The 13,159-nt window shown below is 64.6% G+C and carries 17 protein-coding genes; 10 read left to right on the top strand and 7 right to left on the bottom strand.

Going from position 1 to position 13,159, the window contains the following annotated elements; all coding sequences use genetic code 11:
* The first annotated feature begins 19 nt into the window (after positions 1–19).
* The gene (locus ACI3K3_RS15240) at positions 20–736 is read left to right on the top strand and encodes a GIN domain-containing protein (protein ID WP_404915105.1); all 717 of its coding nucleotides are present in this window, start codon (positions 20–22) and stop codon (positions 734–736) included.
* A gap of 103 nt (positions 737–839) precedes the next feature.
* On the opposite strand, the gene ACI3K3_RS15235 is transcribed toward ACI3K3_RS15240, so the two are convergent.
* Genes ACI3K3_RS15235 through ACI3K3_RS15225 form a run of 3 tightly spaced genes read right to left on the bottom strand, consistent with a single transcriptional unit; the run spans position 840 to position 2,924 of the window.
* Positions 840–1,727, bottom strand: a complete 888-nt coding sequence (locus tag ACI3K3_RS15235) for a metallophosphoesterase family protein (RefSeq protein WP_404915103.1) — start codon at positions 1,725–1,727, stop codon at positions 840–842.
* Complete coding sequence (locus ACI3K3_RS15230) at positions 1,717–2,607, bottom strand: diacylglycerol/lipid kinase family protein (protein WP_404915101.1); 891 nt, start codon at positions 2,605–2,607, stop codon at positions 1,717–1,719. The genes ACI3K3_RS15235 and ACI3K3_RS15230 overlap by 11 nt, the downstream gene beginning before the upstream one ends.
* Positions 2,608–2,657: 50 nt before the next feature.
* Positions 2,658–2,924 carry a hypothetical protein gene (locus ACI3K3_RS15225; RefSeq protein ID WP_404915099.1) on the bottom strand — a complete coding sequence of 89 codons (267 nt, stop codon included), beginning with the start codon at positions 2,922–2,924 and terminating at the stop codon, positions 2,658–2,660.
* A 288-nt stretch (positions 2,925–3,212) separates the two neighbouring features.
* Here ACI3K3_RS15225 and ACI3K3_RS15220 point away from each other — a divergent pair, with 288 nt between their 5' ends.
* Positions 3,213–3,545, top strand: coding sequence for a UrcA family protein (locus tag ACI3K3_RS15220; RefSeq protein WP_404915097.1), 333 nt, complete (start codon positions 3,213–3,215; stop codon positions 3,543–3,545).
* Between the two features lie 99 nt (positions 3,546–3,644).
* Here the strand turns inward: ACI3K3_RS15220 and ACI3K3_RS15215 are convergent, their stop codons facing one another.
* The 3 genes from ACI3K3_RS15215 to ACI3K3_RS15205 all read right to left on the bottom strand — a co-directional run bounded on the left by ACI3K3_RS15215 (position 3,645) and on the right by ACI3K3_RS15205 (position 7,376).
* Entirely contained in the window at positions 3,645–4,409 is a 765-nt protein-coding gene (locus ACI3K3_RS15215) for a LytR/AlgR family response regulator transcription factor (protein WP_404915201.1), read from the bottom strand.
* A 1-nt stretch (position 4,410) separates the two neighbouring features.
* Positions 4,411–5,715 carry a sensor histidine kinase gene (locus ACI3K3_RS15210; protein ID WP_404915095.1) on the bottom strand — a complete coding sequence of 435 codons (1,305 nt, stop codon included), beginning with the start codon at positions 5,713–5,715 and terminating at the stop codon, positions 4,411–4,413.
* A 137-nt stretch (positions 5,716–5,852) separates the two neighbouring features.
* Positions 5,853–7,376 carry a fumarate hydratase gene (locus tag ACI3K3_RS15205; RefSeq protein WP_404915093.1) on the bottom strand — a complete coding sequence of 508 codons (1,524 nt, stop codon included), beginning with the start codon at positions 7,374–7,376 and terminating at the stop codon, positions 5,853–5,855.
* 436 nt (positions 7,377–7,812) lie between these two features.
* On the opposite strand from ACI3K3_RS15205, the gene ACI3K3_RS15200 reads away from it, so the two are divergent.
* From ACI3K3_RS15200 to ACI3K3_RS15180, 5 genes are all read left to right on the top strand, one after another.
* Complete coding sequence (locus tag ACI3K3_RS15200) at positions 7,813–8,406, top strand: protein-L-isoaspartate O-methyltransferase family protein (protein ID WP_404915091.1); 594 nt, start codon at positions 7,813–7,815, stop codon at positions 8,404–8,406.
* A gap of 2 nt (positions 8,407–8,408) precedes the next feature.
* Positions 8,409–9,863 (top strand): TolC family outer membrane protein, encoded by a 1,455-nt coding sequence (locus ACI3K3_RS15195; protein WP_404915089.1) that lies wholly within the window; start codon positions 8,409–8,411, stop codon positions 9,861–9,863.
* An 82-nt stretch (positions 9,864–9,945) separates the two neighbouring features.
* The gene (locus tag ACI3K3_RS15190; RefSeq protein ID WP_404915087.1) at positions 9,946–10,404 is read left to right on the top strand and encodes a DUF2497 domain-containing protein; all 459 of its coding nucleotides are present in this window, start codon (positions 9,946–9,948) and stop codon (positions 10,402–10,404) included.
* Positions 10,405–10,454: 50 nt separating this feature from the next.
* Positions 10,455–10,886 carry an acyl-CoA thioesterase gene (locus ACI3K3_RS15185; protein ID WP_404915085.1) on the top strand — a complete coding sequence of 144 codons (432 nt, stop codon included), beginning with the start codon at positions 10,455–10,457 and terminating at the stop codon, positions 10,884–10,886.
* Complete coding sequence (locus tag ACI3K3_RS15180; protein ID WP_404915083.1) at positions 10,883–11,284, top strand: (2Fe-2S) ferredoxin domain-containing protein; 402 nt, start codon at positions 10,883–10,885, stop codon at positions 11,282–11,284. Before ACI3K3_RS15185 ends, ACI3K3_RS15180 begins: the two co-directional genes overlap by 4 nt.
* Here ACI3K3_RS15180 and ACI3K3_RS15175 read toward each other — a convergent pair.
* Positions 11,275–11,565 carry a hypothetical protein gene (locus ACI3K3_RS15175; protein WP_404915081.1) on the bottom strand — a complete coding sequence of 97 codons (291 nt, stop codon included), beginning with the start codon at positions 11,563–11,565 and terminating at the stop codon, positions 11,275–11,277. The two genes, ACI3K3_RS15180 and ACI3K3_RS15175, sit on opposite strands and share 10 nt — an antisense overlap.
* 141 nt (positions 11,566–11,706) lie before the next feature.
* On the opposite strand from ACI3K3_RS15175, the gene ACI3K3_RS15170 reads away from it, so the two are divergent.
* The 3 genes from ACI3K3_RS15170 to ACI3K3_RS15160 form a co-directional block, all read left to right on the top strand.
* A complete protein-coding gene (locus tag ACI3K3_RS15170) occupies positions 11,707–12,132 on the top strand; it encodes a CBS domain-containing protein (protein ID WP_404915079.1) in 426 nt (141 codons plus the stop codon).
* Positions 12,133–12,219: 87 nt separating this feature from the next.
* Positions 12,220–12,552 (top strand): iron-sulfur cluster insertion protein ErpA, encoded by a 333-nt coding sequence (gene erpA / locus ACI3K3_RS15165; RefSeq protein WP_404915077.1) that lies wholly within the window; start codon positions 12,220–12,222, stop codon positions 12,550–12,552.
* On the top strand, positions 12,549–13,159 hold a 611-nt coding region (locus ACI3K3_RS15160), incomplete at its 3' end, for an exodeoxyribonuclease III (RefSeq protein ID WP_404915075.1). The genes erpA and ACI3K3_RS15160, both read left to right, overlap by 4 nt.

The raw sequence follows: 13,159 nt of genomic DNA, 5'->3' as shown, positions 1-13,159 counted from the left end.
GAGAGAAAGGAACCAAGTGATGTTCAGGAAACTGCTCATCGTATTCGCCAGCGGCGTGATCCTGACGATCGTCGCCTTCAGCGCAGCCTGGGTCGTGGGCGGGGACAAGTTCCGCCGCGACGTGAACGAAGGCGACTTCAACTGGACCATCGGCGACGACGACGAAGCCGCGAACAGCCCGCAGATCACCCGCAACTTCGCGATCCAGCCCGGCGCCCGCCTGGCCATGGACGTCCCCGTCCAGCTCGTCTTCACCAAGGGCGACAAGGCTGAAATGGTCGTCACCGGCCCGCAGAAGCTGGTTGATCGCCTGACCTGGGAAAACGGCCGCCTCGCCATCAAGGGCGACTGGCATGGCCGCAAGGGCCTGAAGGTGCGGATCACCGCCCCCGAGATCGAGGGCCTGGACTTCGACGCGCCGGGTGACGTCACGCTCACCGGCCTCGATCAGGACAGCCTGAACGTGAACGGCAACGGCGCGCTCAGTCTCGACGCCTCGGGCAAGGTCCGGAAGCTGGCGGTCACGACCGACGGCGCCGGCAGCCTCGATTTCGGCAAGTTGCAGGTGCAGGATGCCACGATCCGGGTGAACGGCGCGGGCAACATGACCATCGGTGCCACCGGCAATGTCGATGTGCAGATCAACGGCATCGGCAACGTGACGCTGGTGCGCAAGCCCGCGAACCTCAAGAGCGAGATCAACGGCATCGGCAACGTCAGCCACGACTACAAGTAAGCCTCGGGAGAGAACGCCGCCGCCGGTTCGCGGCGGCATATTCGTCTCGATGAAAGAAAAGGGCCGCACCGTTTCGACGGTGCGGCCCTTTCGCATTTCCGACTTAATGCACCGGCGGGTCCACTCGCGGCACGGCGCCCACCGGCGCCACCGGTTCGTCCGGCTCGCGCGGGGGCAGGGCGTTCTCGGGAACCTGGTCGATCTGCATGGCCGCTGTCGGCACATGTTCGAGGTTGCGGGCGACCACCACGATCCGGTCGCCGTCGATGGTGATCTCGTTGAAGCTGGGCGGAGTCGAGCGGATTCGCTTCGACAGCGTTCCGGCGCCGATCATCCGCAGCGGTCCGGCGGGCGTCTCGGCGGTGAGATCGAAAGCGTCATGGATGTGCCCGGACAGTACCGCCATGACCTTGCGCCCGGCCAGCACTTCCATGGTCCGCGTGCCATTGATGGTCAGCAGCTTGTTGTCCCTGGCGCGACGCTCGGTCAGCGGATGGTGCGCCGTCACCAGCACCCGCGTCCCAGGGGGGAGGGCATCGATGGCGGCGAGCGTATCGTCGAGCGCCTTTTCGGTAACCCAGCCGTTCGACCACGGAAAGCGCTGCCACTGCGCGCGCGTCGTGGTCTTGAGCGGAACGATGGCGAGGCCCGGTAGATGGAGTTCGGCCTCGACCATGCTCTCGATCGCACGAAACCGTTTGTAGGGCGCGAAAAAGCGCTCGTAGAGATTGAAATAGGGGATGTCGTGATTGCCGACTTCCACGGTTACCGGCACCTCCAGCCCCTTGATCCAGTGCGTTGCGGCATCGAATTCCGGGTGGCGGGCGCGCATCGTCAGGTCGCCGGTGATGGCGACCGCATGCGGCTTTTCGCGCGCGATGCAGGACTTCGCCCAGTCGATCGCGCGCTGGTCTTCCAGTCCGAAATGTATGTCGCTCAGGTGGAACAGGCGGATCGGTTCGCCCGGCGAGAGGGAATTTTCACGAAGCATTGCGCGTCGTTACCAGATCGACTTCGCAAGTCGCGAGGTAAAACTCCTCCTCGGCGGCTCCATCGAAAGGTTCGCCGTCAATCAGCAGGCCCATCGGCTCGCCGTCGGGGCATACCAGCCTGAGCCGGGCATGCTTTCCCAGCGAATCGTGGGGTCCATCGCGAAAATCGCGATTCAGCAGGGCGATCCCCTGCCCGGCATAGTCGGCCAGCGATTCGGCGTAATAGCCGTTCGCCTCCAGCCCATCCGTATCCGGGGTGACGGTGATGGCGGAATAGCCTTCCTCGCGGCCGCAATCGGCCTCTGCGCAGCAAACCTTTGGCCCGTTGGTGGACCAGGCGATGGCCTCGCGCGCGGTGGTGACGAAATCGACGATGCTGGCCGCGCGCATCGCTTCGCGCACCTCGTTCCAGATCGTGCCGGGGCCGGCGAGCACGCCGGTCAGGCCGGTGCCATGGCGGCTTGCGATGACGGTCGGCCGGGTGGTCTGCAACGGGTTGGTGGCGAGACGGGCGACGATCTCGACGGCGGGGAAATCGCCATGAAGGCGCTTGGGCAACATGTTCATCGTGCCGCCCGGCAGCACCAGCACCGCGCCGCTCCAGCCGCTTGCCGCCGAAACCACGGAATGCGTGGTGCCGTCGCCGCCGAAAACCACCAGAAGGTCCACCTGCGCGGCATCCAGAACGGCGGGGGCCGGCGCCTCCTCGTCCGGGAAGCGGATCGTTCGCTCCACCGGGAAGCCGGCCTCGCCCAGCGCCTCCATGACTTGCGCCACGGAAGCATCGTCGTTGCTGCCGCTTGCCGCGTTGCACACGAACCAGACGGTCGGCCCGGCATCGAGGCGAGATCCGGCGTGGGGGCTGTCCTTTTGAGTCATGCCGCCAGAAACCGATCCAACCCGCCCGGGTTCCCGATCGCAGTTCCCGATCACACGCGACCGCTGGAGATCAGCCAGGCCGAAGCCACGTTGAGGGCCGAATAGAGAATATAGATCCAGGACCATACCGCCGATCCCCCGGCAATGGCGATCATGGCGCCCAGCAGCAGCACGAACTCGACGACGAGGCTGAACCTTCCGCCAAGGGGTTGAAAGAACCACGGCGCCTGGGAAAGCAATCGGTGCCCGCTTTCGAGCACTGCCTTGTGCGCGGCGAAGTTAAGAACGCCAAGGAAGAAGATGATCACAAGTCCCATAAGTCCATACAATAGATATCGCGGATCGGGCGAGAGAGCCAGCCCGCGTAACGGATCGGATTCATCCATTACCGATTCGGAACTCTTTCTTCCCGACGACTGCCAACCGGACAAACGTCGTTCGTCGATGTCCTACGTCGTTCGTCCCCCGGCCCCGGCTTTCGTCGAAGCGAAACGGGTGGCGGTCGAGCCTCGCATGAAGTGGGCGCGATTCGGGGGCAAACAGGATTCACCGAGCCGGACGCGATAAACTCTCTGCCCACGGCTCACCCTGAGGAGGAAGAGACGATGTTCAAGACCAACCTGATCGCCGCCGCCGCTGCCGGACTTGCCCTTGGTGCCGCTGCTGCCGCAACTGCCCCCGCACCCGCCTTCGCCAAGGATGTGGAAGTACGCTATTCCGACCTGAACCTCTCGACGCCCGAAGGTCAGAAGAAGCTGGAGCGCCGGATCGATACCGCCGCCCGCGACGTCTGCAACGTCGATGCCGCCACTACCGGATCGCGTATCCGCAGCTCCGAAGCCACCGCCTGCTACAACAAGGCCCGGTCGGACGTGAGCGCCCAAGTGGCCGGCGCGGTCGACAAGGCAAGCGCCCAGCGCCTGGCCGTCGGCAACTGAACCGAGCGCCGAACGCTCCCCCGAAGTCCCTAAAAAATAATAGAGAACGACCTGGCGGGCCTTAATGGCCCGCCATTTTCTTTACCATGGGGCAGGGCCTTAACGGCCCGCCATTTTCTTTACCGTAGGCAGGTAGGTCCGGCCGATGCGCAAGGCATCGCCGCTTGCGGTTTCCACCGACCATACGCCCAGGCCTTCGTGCCGCAGCCCGGTCACATGATCGCGGCGCAGGATGCAGCTGCGATGGATGCGGATGAACCGCTCCGGGTCCAGGCGTTCTTCCAGGCTGGTGATGGTCTGGAGCAACAGATAGCTCTGCCCCCGCACATGGAGCCGCACGTAGTCGCGCTCGGCATCGATCCGTTCGACGTCGGCAGCGGGAACCCGCACCAGTTCGGAGCGATGCGGCACCCAGAACTCCTCCAGCCACTCGCTGGTGGGCGCCGTGCGCTGGTCCCCCCGCCGCGACATGACACGGCCCACCGCCCGCTCCAGCCGATCCGGCGCCACGGGCTTGAGCACGTAGTCGATGGCGTCGAGGTCAAAGGCCTCGACGGCGAATTCGTCATGCGCGGTCACGAAGATCACCGCCGGCGCGTCCGGCTTTCCGGAAAGGCGCCGGGCGACCGTTAGGCCGTCGGTTTCCGGCATGGTCAGGTCCAGCAGTACGAGATCGGGGGTAAGCGCCTCGATCAGGCGCAGCGCGGCCTGCCCGTCGCTGGCCGTGCCGATCACGGATACGCCCTCGATCCGCGAGCAGATCACCTGCATCCGTTCGACGGCCAGCGGCTCGTCGTCCACGATCAGCGCGCGCAGCGGCGCGCCAGAGACAGGGGCCGAGACAGGCGCGTTTTCAGGAATCAATTCAGGCAAAACCGGACTCCAGGGGCATTCTCAAGACCGTGGCGAAGCCGCCTTCCGGACGCTTGCCGAACACGATGCTGGCCGCATCGCCATAGCGCGCCCGCAGCCGGTCCCGCACGTTGCTGAGGCCGATCCCGAAACCGCCGCTGTTTTCCGGGCATCCCGGTCCGTCGTCGGTCACGCTCAATTCCAGCATGTCGCCATCGCGATGCGCACGCACGGCAATCGTCACCGGCTTCTGGGTGGCGGCGACGGCATATTTCACCGAATTCTCTACAAGCGGTTGCAGGATCATGCCCGGCACCATTGCACCAAGAACGGAATCGTCAACATCAATCGTCGTTAACAATCGATTCGGAAACCGCACGGCCTCTATCGCGAAATAGAGTTCCTGCAACTCGATCTCGTCCACCAGTGCAAGATCGTTGGTAGGATCACCGGAAAGTGTTCGCCGGTAGAACGTCGAAAGGTTCTGGATCATCTTCTCGGCATCGTCCTGCTTGCCGATCATCACCAGCGCCGAGAGCGAATTGAGCGTGTTGAACAGGAAGTGCGGATTGACCTGATAGCGCAGCGATCGCAGTTCGGCGGCCTGTGCAGCGCGGCGATACTCACCCTCGCGCCACTCCGCAGCCCGCGCTTCCTCCGCCTTCACCAGCGCGAAGTAGAGCGCGGCCCAGGCCAGCACCAGAAAGTAACGGCCGAACGCGGTGTCGGCCTTGCTCGCCCAGTCCTCGTAATCGTCCCCGAACATCTTTTCGGTATAGACCGTGATTACCGATTCGGGCTTCTGCGCGGATGCCGGAATGCTATCCTCAGCGGCGGCGGCGGAGGATTCGCTGGCGTCGGGCCGGGGCACCATACCCTTGGGCAGGTCGACGAGAATATTGCCCGCATCGTCGCGGCTGATCCGGACGTTGCCAGATTCCTTATCGGACCCCTTGCCCTCCTGCTGCTCGTAGTGATGCTCCTTGGCCGCATTCATGTCGGCGAAGATGGCGTCGTTGATCAGCATCAGCGCGATCGAAAGCGGCAGAGCGCCGACCAGCACCACCACGAAACGCGCGCCCGCAGACCTGCGATCGAGCAGTTGCAGCAAGGGCCAGACCGCCGCCATCAGCAACATCGACAGGATACAGATCGTCAGCCGGCGCGAGACCATGGGCCAGAACATGTCGTAGCCCATCGCAACGCCGCGCAATGAGGCGACGACGAAGTAACAGGCCCAGAGTGCGGCAAGCGACAGCAGGACAAGCCGCGCAGGCACACGCGGCTGGTTGGAAACGGGCGTCTCGGGGGTCGTCATCCTCAGGAGATAGCGCGAAAAAAGTCCTGAGCGCCAGTTCCCTGATCGAGCCGGAATCGACTTTCATCGACTTTCGACGGACCGGCCCGCAGGGGATGACCGATCCGGCGGACGAATCCACCGGATCGGCGCTTGATTTACGCCGGAAGCAGGTGCTCCTTGGCGATTTTCTCCTTCCACACCAGCGGCGCGAGCTGGTGGACGTTCTTGCCTTCGGAATCGACCGCCACGGTCACCGGCATGTCCTTGACGGTGAACTCGTAGATCGCCTCCATGCCCAGGTCCGCGAAGCCGACGACCTTGGCTTCCTTGATCGCGCGGGCGACGAGGTAGGCGGCGCCGCCGACGGCCATCAGGTAGGCCGACTTGTGCTTGGCGATGGACTCGGTGGCGGCGGGGCCGCGTTCCGATTTGCCGATGCTGGCCAGCAGGCCGAGGTCCAGCATGGTGTCCGAGAACTTGTCCATGCGGGTCGCTGTGGTCGGGCCGGCGGGGCCGACGACTTCCTCGCGCACCGGATCGACCGGGCCGACGTAATAGATCACGCGGCCCTTGAAATCGACCGGCAGTTCCTCACCCTTGGCGAGCATGTCGGCAATGCGCTTGTGCGCGGCATCGCGGCCGGTCAGCATCTTGCCGTTCAGCAGCAGGCGATCGCCCTGCTTCCAGCTCTGGACCACTTCCGGGGTGAGGGTGTCGAGGTCGACGCGAATGGCGCCTGCATCGGGAGCCCACTCCACCTGCGGCCACTCGTCGAGGTTCGGGGTTTCGAGGAAGCTCGGGCCCGAGCCGTCAAGCGTGAAGTGCGCGTGACGGGTGGCCGCGCAGTTCGGGATCATGGCGACGGGCTTGCCGGCGGCGTGGCACGGCCAGTCCATGATCTTGACGTCGAGGATGGTGGCCAGACCGCCAAGGCCCTGCGCGCCGATGCCGAGCGCGTTCACCTTGTCGAAGATCTCGATACGCAGTGCCTCGATATCGTTCTGCGGGCCGCGTGCCTTAAGCTGTGCCATGTCGATCGGCTCCATCAGGCTCTGCTTGGCGAGCTTGACGCAGTGCTCGGCAGTGCCGCCGATGCCGATGCCCAGCATGCCCGGCGGGCACCAGCCGGCGCCCATCTGCGGCAGCATCTCGATCACCCAATCGACGATGGAATCGCTGGGATTCATCATCTTGAACTTGGACTTGTTCTCCGAGCCGCCGCCTTTGGCCGCGACGTCCACCGAGACCTTCGAGCCGGGAACCATGCTGACCGAGAGCACCGAAGGCGTGTTGTCCTTGGTGTTGCGGCGGGTGAAGGCGGGGTCTGCCAGCACCGAGGCGCGCAGCTTGTTCTCGGCATTGTTGTAGGCGCGGCGCACGCCTTCATCGACCACTTCCTGCAGCGACTTCTCGGATTCGAGGCGGCAGTTCTGGCCCCATTCGATGAAGACGTTGACGATGCCGGTGTCCTGGCAGATCGGGCGATGCCCTTCCGCACACATGCGGCTGTTGGTCAGAATCTGGGCGATGGCGTCCTTGGCCGCAGGGCCTTGCTCCGCCTCGTAGGCGTCGCCCAGCGCGCGGATATAGTCCATCGGGTGGAAGTAGCTGATATACTGGAGGGCGTCGGCGACACTCTCGATGAGGTCGTCTTCGCGGATCGTCACCATCTGCGTCATGGAATTGTGCTCCCGTTTTTCGGATCGCGTGATTTTGCGGCGTAAACCGTAAAAATGCGCATTCGCGCATTTTTGTTCGGCACCAGCCCACGCCCCCACCCGACCTCCCAACAGGATACACTCGTGGGAGGTCGGGTGGGGGCGTGGGCTGGTGCCGAACCCGAAAATGCATTTTCGGGCACTTTCGCCGCGCTCCTTAGACGCGCTTTGACATTTCCGCAAAAGCGCATTTCGCGCGGCAATTCTTGTGTTCCACGCGCCGCCGGTTGCGCATTCGGGAACGGCATCGTCAAAGCGTCACGATTGATCGACCAAGGACTTTCAAACCACTTGGCCTAAATCGTCGCTTCGCCTAGAAGGCCGGGCATAAAGTCCGTATTTGCGGGGTTCAGGCGTCTGCCGTCCTTTCCCGCTCTAGCATGAGGAATAGGCCGCAATGACCCTGACCGAGGATCGGTCCGCCACCGAAGCACGTCACGCGATGATCGTCAGCCAGCTGCGCACCAGCGACGTCAACGAACCCTGGGTACTGCGCGCCATGGCCGCCATCGCTCGCGAAGACTTCGTGCCCGCCGCGATGCGCGATGCCGCCTATATCGACCGTGCGATTCCGCTCGAAAACGGCCGCTTCCTGGCCGCACCGCTGTTCCATGGCAAGTTGCTGGGCGAAGCCGCGCCCACTGGCGAGGACAAAGTGCTGCTGGTGGGTGAGGAAAACGGCTATCTTGCCGCGCTGCTGCGTCCGCTGGCCGGTTCGCTTGCCGTCGTCGATCCCGCCAAGGCTGCTGATCTGGCAGGTGAGGGCGGCTATTCGCTTCTCGTGATCGACGGCGCCGTCGAACAGCTCCCCGCCGCGCTTGCCGCGCAAGTGGCCGACGGCGGCCGCGTGGTCACCGGCGTGGTAGAGCGCGGCGTGACCCGCCTGGCATCGGGCGTGAAGGCCGCCGGTGCGGTTTCACTGCTGCCGCTGATCGAAATGGGGATTCCGGTTCTGCCTGAATTCGCGGCTCCCAAAAACTGGAGCTTCTGAGCATGGCCCGGTTCGCGTTGCGTGCCGGGCTGCTCGCGGGGGGATGTCTGACACTGGCAACAAGCGCTCCGGCGCTGGCCGATACCCTGCGCGATGCGCTCGTTGCCGCCTACCAGACAAACCCCACGCTCGAATCCGCGCGCTCCCAGCAGCGCGCCACCGACGAAGGCGTGCCGATCGCACGTGCACCGGGCCTGCCAAGCCTCAGCACGACGGAAACCTTCGTCAGGAACGTGAAGCAAAGCGAAAACTCGCTTACCGCACCGTCGAAGATCTTCACCGCTGATGGGCAGCTGGGTGTGCCGATCTATTCGGGCGGTTCGGTGAAGAACGGCGTCAAGGCGGCGAAGATCCGCGTCCTGGCAGGACAGGCCGATCTGCGCGCCACCGAGGCATCGGTGTTCTCACAAGTCGTCGCGGCCTATATGGACGTGATCCGCACCGAGGCGATCGTGGGGCTCAACCGCAAGAACGTCAGCGTGCTGGAAACCAACCTTCAGGCCACCAGCGACCGGTTCCAGATCGGCGACCTCACCCGCACCGACGTGGCCCAGTCGCAATCGCGCCTGGCCGTGGCGCAGGGTGACTTGCGCACGGCCGAGGCGAACCTGGTCAGTGCCCGCGAAACCTATATCCGTTTCGTCGGCCATGCGCCGGAAGTGCTGGAAGCACCGCCGCCGTTGCCTAGCCTGCCGGCCAGCCCGGAGGAAGCCGCCACCATTGCGCTCGATTCCAATCCGGACCTGATCGGTGCCCGCGAGCGCAGCCGCGCGGCGGAAAAGGACATCGACGTGGCCGGTGCGGGGCGCCTGCCCACATTGAGCCTGTTCGGCCAGGGCACCTACAACAACTACTTCAACACGCTGGCGCGCGGTGCCGTGAACGCGAACATTTCGCAGAGCGATTCATCCGCGCAGGCCGGGGCGCGATTGTCGATCCCGCTGTTTCAGGGCGGGCTTCCCGCCGCGCGGAGGCGTCAGGCGCAGGCAACCGCTTCGGCCACGATGGAGCAGGAGATCGCCACCGAGCGCGACGTGATCGCACAAGTCCGCTCGGCCTATACGTCCTATGTCGCCTCCAACGACCTGATCCGCACCTCGCAGGTCGCGGTCGACGCCACCACGCTCAGCCTCGAAGGCGTACGCGCGGAAAACTCGGTGGGCAACCGCACGATCCTGGACATCCTGGACGCCGAGCGGGAACTGCTGAACGCCCAGGTCACGCTGGTGACAGCGCGGCGCAATGCCTATGTCGCCGGCTTCACCCTGCTGGCCGCGATGGGCAAGGCCGAGGCACGCGATCTGAACCTGGACGGCGGGATTCTCTACGATCCCGAGGTTAATTACGACCGGGTGAAGGGCAAGTTCCTCGACTGGGGCAACGATCCCGAGCCGGTCGCGCGATCCACCCGCACCGTTGACACGCCGGTGCAGGACGGGAACATTCCGCAAGAGTGATCAGCTGCTCCGATTCGGAGCGGATATTTCGTCGCGTCCGGGCTTCATCATTCGCCCGGACCGCGAGCAGGGGCAAAACGACATGCGTCAGAGCGGTGAACCTTCGGTCGAGGAGATACTCCAGTCGATCAAGCAGGTGATCGCCCGCGATGCGCGCGTCGATACGCGTGCCGAAAGGGCCGAACGCCAACGTCGGGGCATCGAGGAACTGCGTGCCGTCATGCTGGAGGACGAGGACGACGACGTGCTCGACCTCGCCGAAACCGCGCAGCTGGCCCCGGACGAACCCACCGCCGACGAACCGGCGCTGCTTCAGGACATCACCCGCAACTCGATGCGGGAATCGCTGGCAGCGCTGGCGATGCTCTCGGAGCCCAGCGCTCCGCCGCAGATCGTGCGCTCCGGCGAGACTTCGCTGGAGGCCCTGACCCGCGAATTGCTGCGACCCGCGCTTGCCGAGTGGCTGGACAAGAACCTGCCGCCGATGGTCGAACGCCTGGTCGCTGCCGAAATCGCGCGGATCGTCGGCAAGAAGGGCTGATATCGCGGTTCGGACTGGACCATCGGCACGCGGCTTCCTACCTCCCAGCCATGGCCAGACCCGATCCCGCGCTGCTCGATACCGCGCGCTACCCGTTTTCCTGTCAGATCGAACCGCGCTTCGGTGATCTCGACATGAACATGCACATCAACAACGTCGCCATGGCAGGGATGCTGGAAGATGCCCGCGTGCGCCTGTTTCGCCAGGCCGGCGGACACCGGCACTTGCCCGGCCTCTCGACGATGGTGGCCAGCATCGCGATCGAATACCTGGGAGAGACGCATTACCCCGATACGGTAACCGTCCTCGGCGCGGTCGAGCGGATCGGAAGAACCAGCCAGGAAATCATCCAGGTGGTGACCCAGCAGGGCAAGCCCGTGGTCTTTGCACGCACCGTCGTGGTCATGGTCGGGCCCGAAGGTCCGGCCCCGCTGACTCCCGGCTACCTCGAAGCCGCCGCGCCGTGGATGCTCCGCCCATGACCGCTTTCGCATCGGACATCGCTCGGGCCAGCGAAGCGCTCGCCAAGGCCGGCGGCGATGCGATCGAGCGCCACATCTTCATCTGCGCCGAACCCCAGAAGGGCGAGTGCTGCGCGCCGGCACAGGGCGCGGCCTCGTGGAAATATCTGAAGAAGCGCCTCAAGCAGCTGGGCCTCGATGGTCCCAGGCGCGCGGAAGGCGGCGGCGGGGTGGCGCGTACCAAGGCGGATTGCCTGCGCATCTGCTTCGCCGGTCCCGTTGCGGTCGTCTGGCCGGACGGCGTCTGGTATCACTCCTGCACCGAAGACGTGCTGGAGAAGATCATCCAGCAACATCTCATCGGCGGCCAGCCGGTGGAGGAATTCCGGCTGCGACCCGCCGTTCCCGGTCAGGCCTGATCGTCGTCGAGGGGATCGACGATCGATTCGTCGTGCCCGGTACCGCTGGAAAGGAAGGCCAGCCCCATCAGGGCGGATGCCAGCAGCATCGTGAACCCGATTCCCAGCGCCGCCGCGATATAGAAGTGGACGGAAACCATCCCGTTGGACCGATAGAGCAGGATCACCGAAGCGATCACCAGCGCCACCGTCACCGTCATCATGTAAAGCATGATGCGGCGATAGCGCGCCCAGGCATGAGCGGCTTTCGCGGGATCCTCCAGGGGCGAACGGGGTATCATCCGGCCCATTTGCGCCTTCGCGGGCCTGCTCGCAAGGGACTCGTGGCAGATCGCCAAGGGCTGTGATATCCTTGCCCGGACAAGCCCCGGAAGAGGGCGTGGGAGCAGCGGGTCGAAGACCCGATACGGGAGATTGCGAAGATGACGATCGAGCGGATCATCGCCGGCCGAGAGGCCGTTATCACCTGCCAGGCCGATTGCACCGTCAGCGAGGCCTCCTCGATTCTGGCCGAACGGCGGATCGGGGCATTGCCGATCTTCGATGGAGACAGCCTGGTCGGGATCTTTTCCGAACGTGACCTGATCTACCGCCTGCGCGAATTCGGCCCGAGCGTGCTGGGCATGCAGGTCAGTGAAGTCATGACCACACCGCCGCTCACCGTGGAGCCATCCGCCAGCGCATTGGCTGCCCTGGCGCTGATGACCAGGCGCCGCGTCCGTCACTTGCCGGTGATGGTGGAAGGCCGCATGATCGCCTTCGTGTCCATCGGCGACATCGTGAAGTACCGATTGGAAAAAGTGGAATCGGAAGCGGCGGCGATGCGGGACTATATCCAGACGGCGTGATCGGCCGCGTCGTTCGAAAGCCGATTTGGCGGCGTCTGGCGTCTCCCGCGCCTTGCCGCAGGGGCAGGGGAGGCCTACATCGCTGGCATGGACCAGCAAACCGTCACACTCAGCCCTTCGGCCGCCTCGCGCGTGGCCGCCATTGCCGAAAAGCAGGGAAAGCCGGCGATTCTTCGCCTCTCGGTGGAGGGTGGCGGCTGTTCGGGCTTCCAATACAAGTTCGGTCTGGCCGATGCCCCCGAAGCGGATGATACCGTTGCGGAAACCGATGGCGTGCGGCTGGTGGTCGATTCGGTCAGCCTCGATCTCGTGAGCGGCTGCATGGTGGACTACGTCGAATCGCTCGGCGGCGCGGCCTTCCGCGTCGAGAATCCGCAGGCGGCGGCAGGGTGTGGGTGCGGTTCGAGCTTCTCCGTATGAAGAAGATCGCCACGTTCAACATCAACGGCGTAAAGGCCCGGCTTCCCCGCCTGCTCGAATGGCTGGAAGAAACCCGCCCGGCCGTCGCCTGCCTCCAGGAGATCAAGAGCCAGGACGAAGGCTTCCCGATCACCGAGTTCGAGAAGATCGGCTACAAGGGCATCTGGCACGGCCAGAAGGGCTTCAACGGCGTCGCCATCCTGGCAGACGGCGAAATGCCGGTCGAGGTCCAGCGCGGACTGGACGGAGAGCCCGAGGACGAACACTCGCGCTACCTAGAGGCGAACGTCTTCGGCCTGCGAGTGGTCTGCATCTACCTGCCCAACGGCAATCCGGTGCCCGGGCCCAAGTTCGACTACAAGCTGCGCTGGATGGACCGCCTGCGCCGCCGCATGGATGCGATCAAGGCTGAGGAAGTGCCAGCCATCGTCACCGGCGATTTCAACGTGATTCCCACCGACAACGACGTCTGGTCGCCGCCGGCCATGGCCGCCGATGCACTCATGCAGCCGGAATCGCGCGATGCCTATTTCCGCTTGCTGGGCGACGGCTGGACCGATGCCATTGCCACGCACAATCCGCGCGGCGGCATCTGGACCTTCTGGGA

It is taken from the genome of Novosphingobium sp. ZW T3_23, assembly GCF_044987305.1.
Classification (GTDB): domain Bacteria; phylum Pseudomonadota; class Alphaproteobacteria; order Sphingomonadales; family Sphingomonadaceae; genus Novosphingobium.
Note: the sequence above shows the minus strand (reverse complement) of the source record. Positions and strands in the feature narration are given on the sequence as shown.

Coding starts and splice junctions, on each gene's coding strand:
- ACI3K3_RS15240 (WP_404915105.1), top strand. CDS start 20: ATGTTCAGGAAACTGCTCATCGTATTCGCCAGCGGCGTGATCCTGACG.
- ACI3K3_RS15235 (WP_404915103.1), bottom strand. CDS start 1,727: ATGCTTCGTGAAAATTCCCTCTCGCCGGGCGAACCGATCCGCCTGTTC.
- ACI3K3_RS15230 (WP_404915101.1), bottom strand. CDS start 2,607: ATGACTCAAAAGGACAGCCCCCACGCCGGATCTCGCCTCGATGCCGGG.
- ACI3K3_RS15225 (WP_404915099.1), bottom strand. CDS start 2,924: ATGGGACTTGTGATCATCTTCTTCCTTGGCGTTCTTAACTTCGCCGCG.
- ACI3K3_RS15220 (WP_404915097.1), top strand. CDS start 3,213: ATGTTCAAGACCAACCTGATCGCCGCCGCCGCTGCCGGACTTGCCCTT.
- ACI3K3_RS15210 (WP_404915095.1), bottom strand. CDS start 5,715: ATGACGACCCCCGAGACGCCCGTTTCCAACCAGCCGCGTGTGCCTGCG.
- ACI3K3_RS15205 (WP_404915093.1), bottom strand. CDS start 7,376: ATGACGCAGATGGTGACGATCCGCGAAGACGACCTCATCGAGAGTGTC.
- ACI3K3_RS15200 (WP_404915091.1), top strand. CDS start 7,813: ATGACCCTGACCGAGGATCGGTCCGCCACCGAAGCACGTCACGCGATG.
- ACI3K3_RS15195 (WP_404915089.1), top strand. CDS start 8,409: ATGGCCCGGTTCGCGTTGCGTGCCGGGCTGCTCGCGGGGGGATGTCTG.
- ACI3K3_RS15190 (WP_404915087.1), top strand. CDS start 9,946: ATGCGTCAGAGCGGTGAACCTTCGGTCGAGGAGATACTCCAGTCGATC.
- ACI3K3_RS15185 (WP_404915085.1), top strand. CDS start 10,455: ATGGCCAGACCCGATCCCGCGCTGCTCGATACCGCGCGCTACCCGTTT.
- ACI3K3_RS15180 (WP_404915083.1), top strand. CDS start 10,883: ATGACCGCTTTCGCATCGGACATCGCTCGGGCCAGCGAAGCGCTCGCC.
- ACI3K3_RS15175 (WP_404915081.1), bottom strand. CDS start 11,565: ATGATACCCCGTTCGCCCCTGGAGGATCCCGCGAAAGCCGCTCATGCC.
- ACI3K3_RS15170 (WP_404915079.1), top strand. CDS start 11,707: ATGACGATCGAGCGGATCATCGCCGGCCGAGAGGCCGTTATCACCTGC.
- erpA (WP_404915077.1), top strand. CDS start 12,220: ATGGACCAGCAAACCGTCACACTCAGCCCTTCGGCCGCCTCGCGCGTG.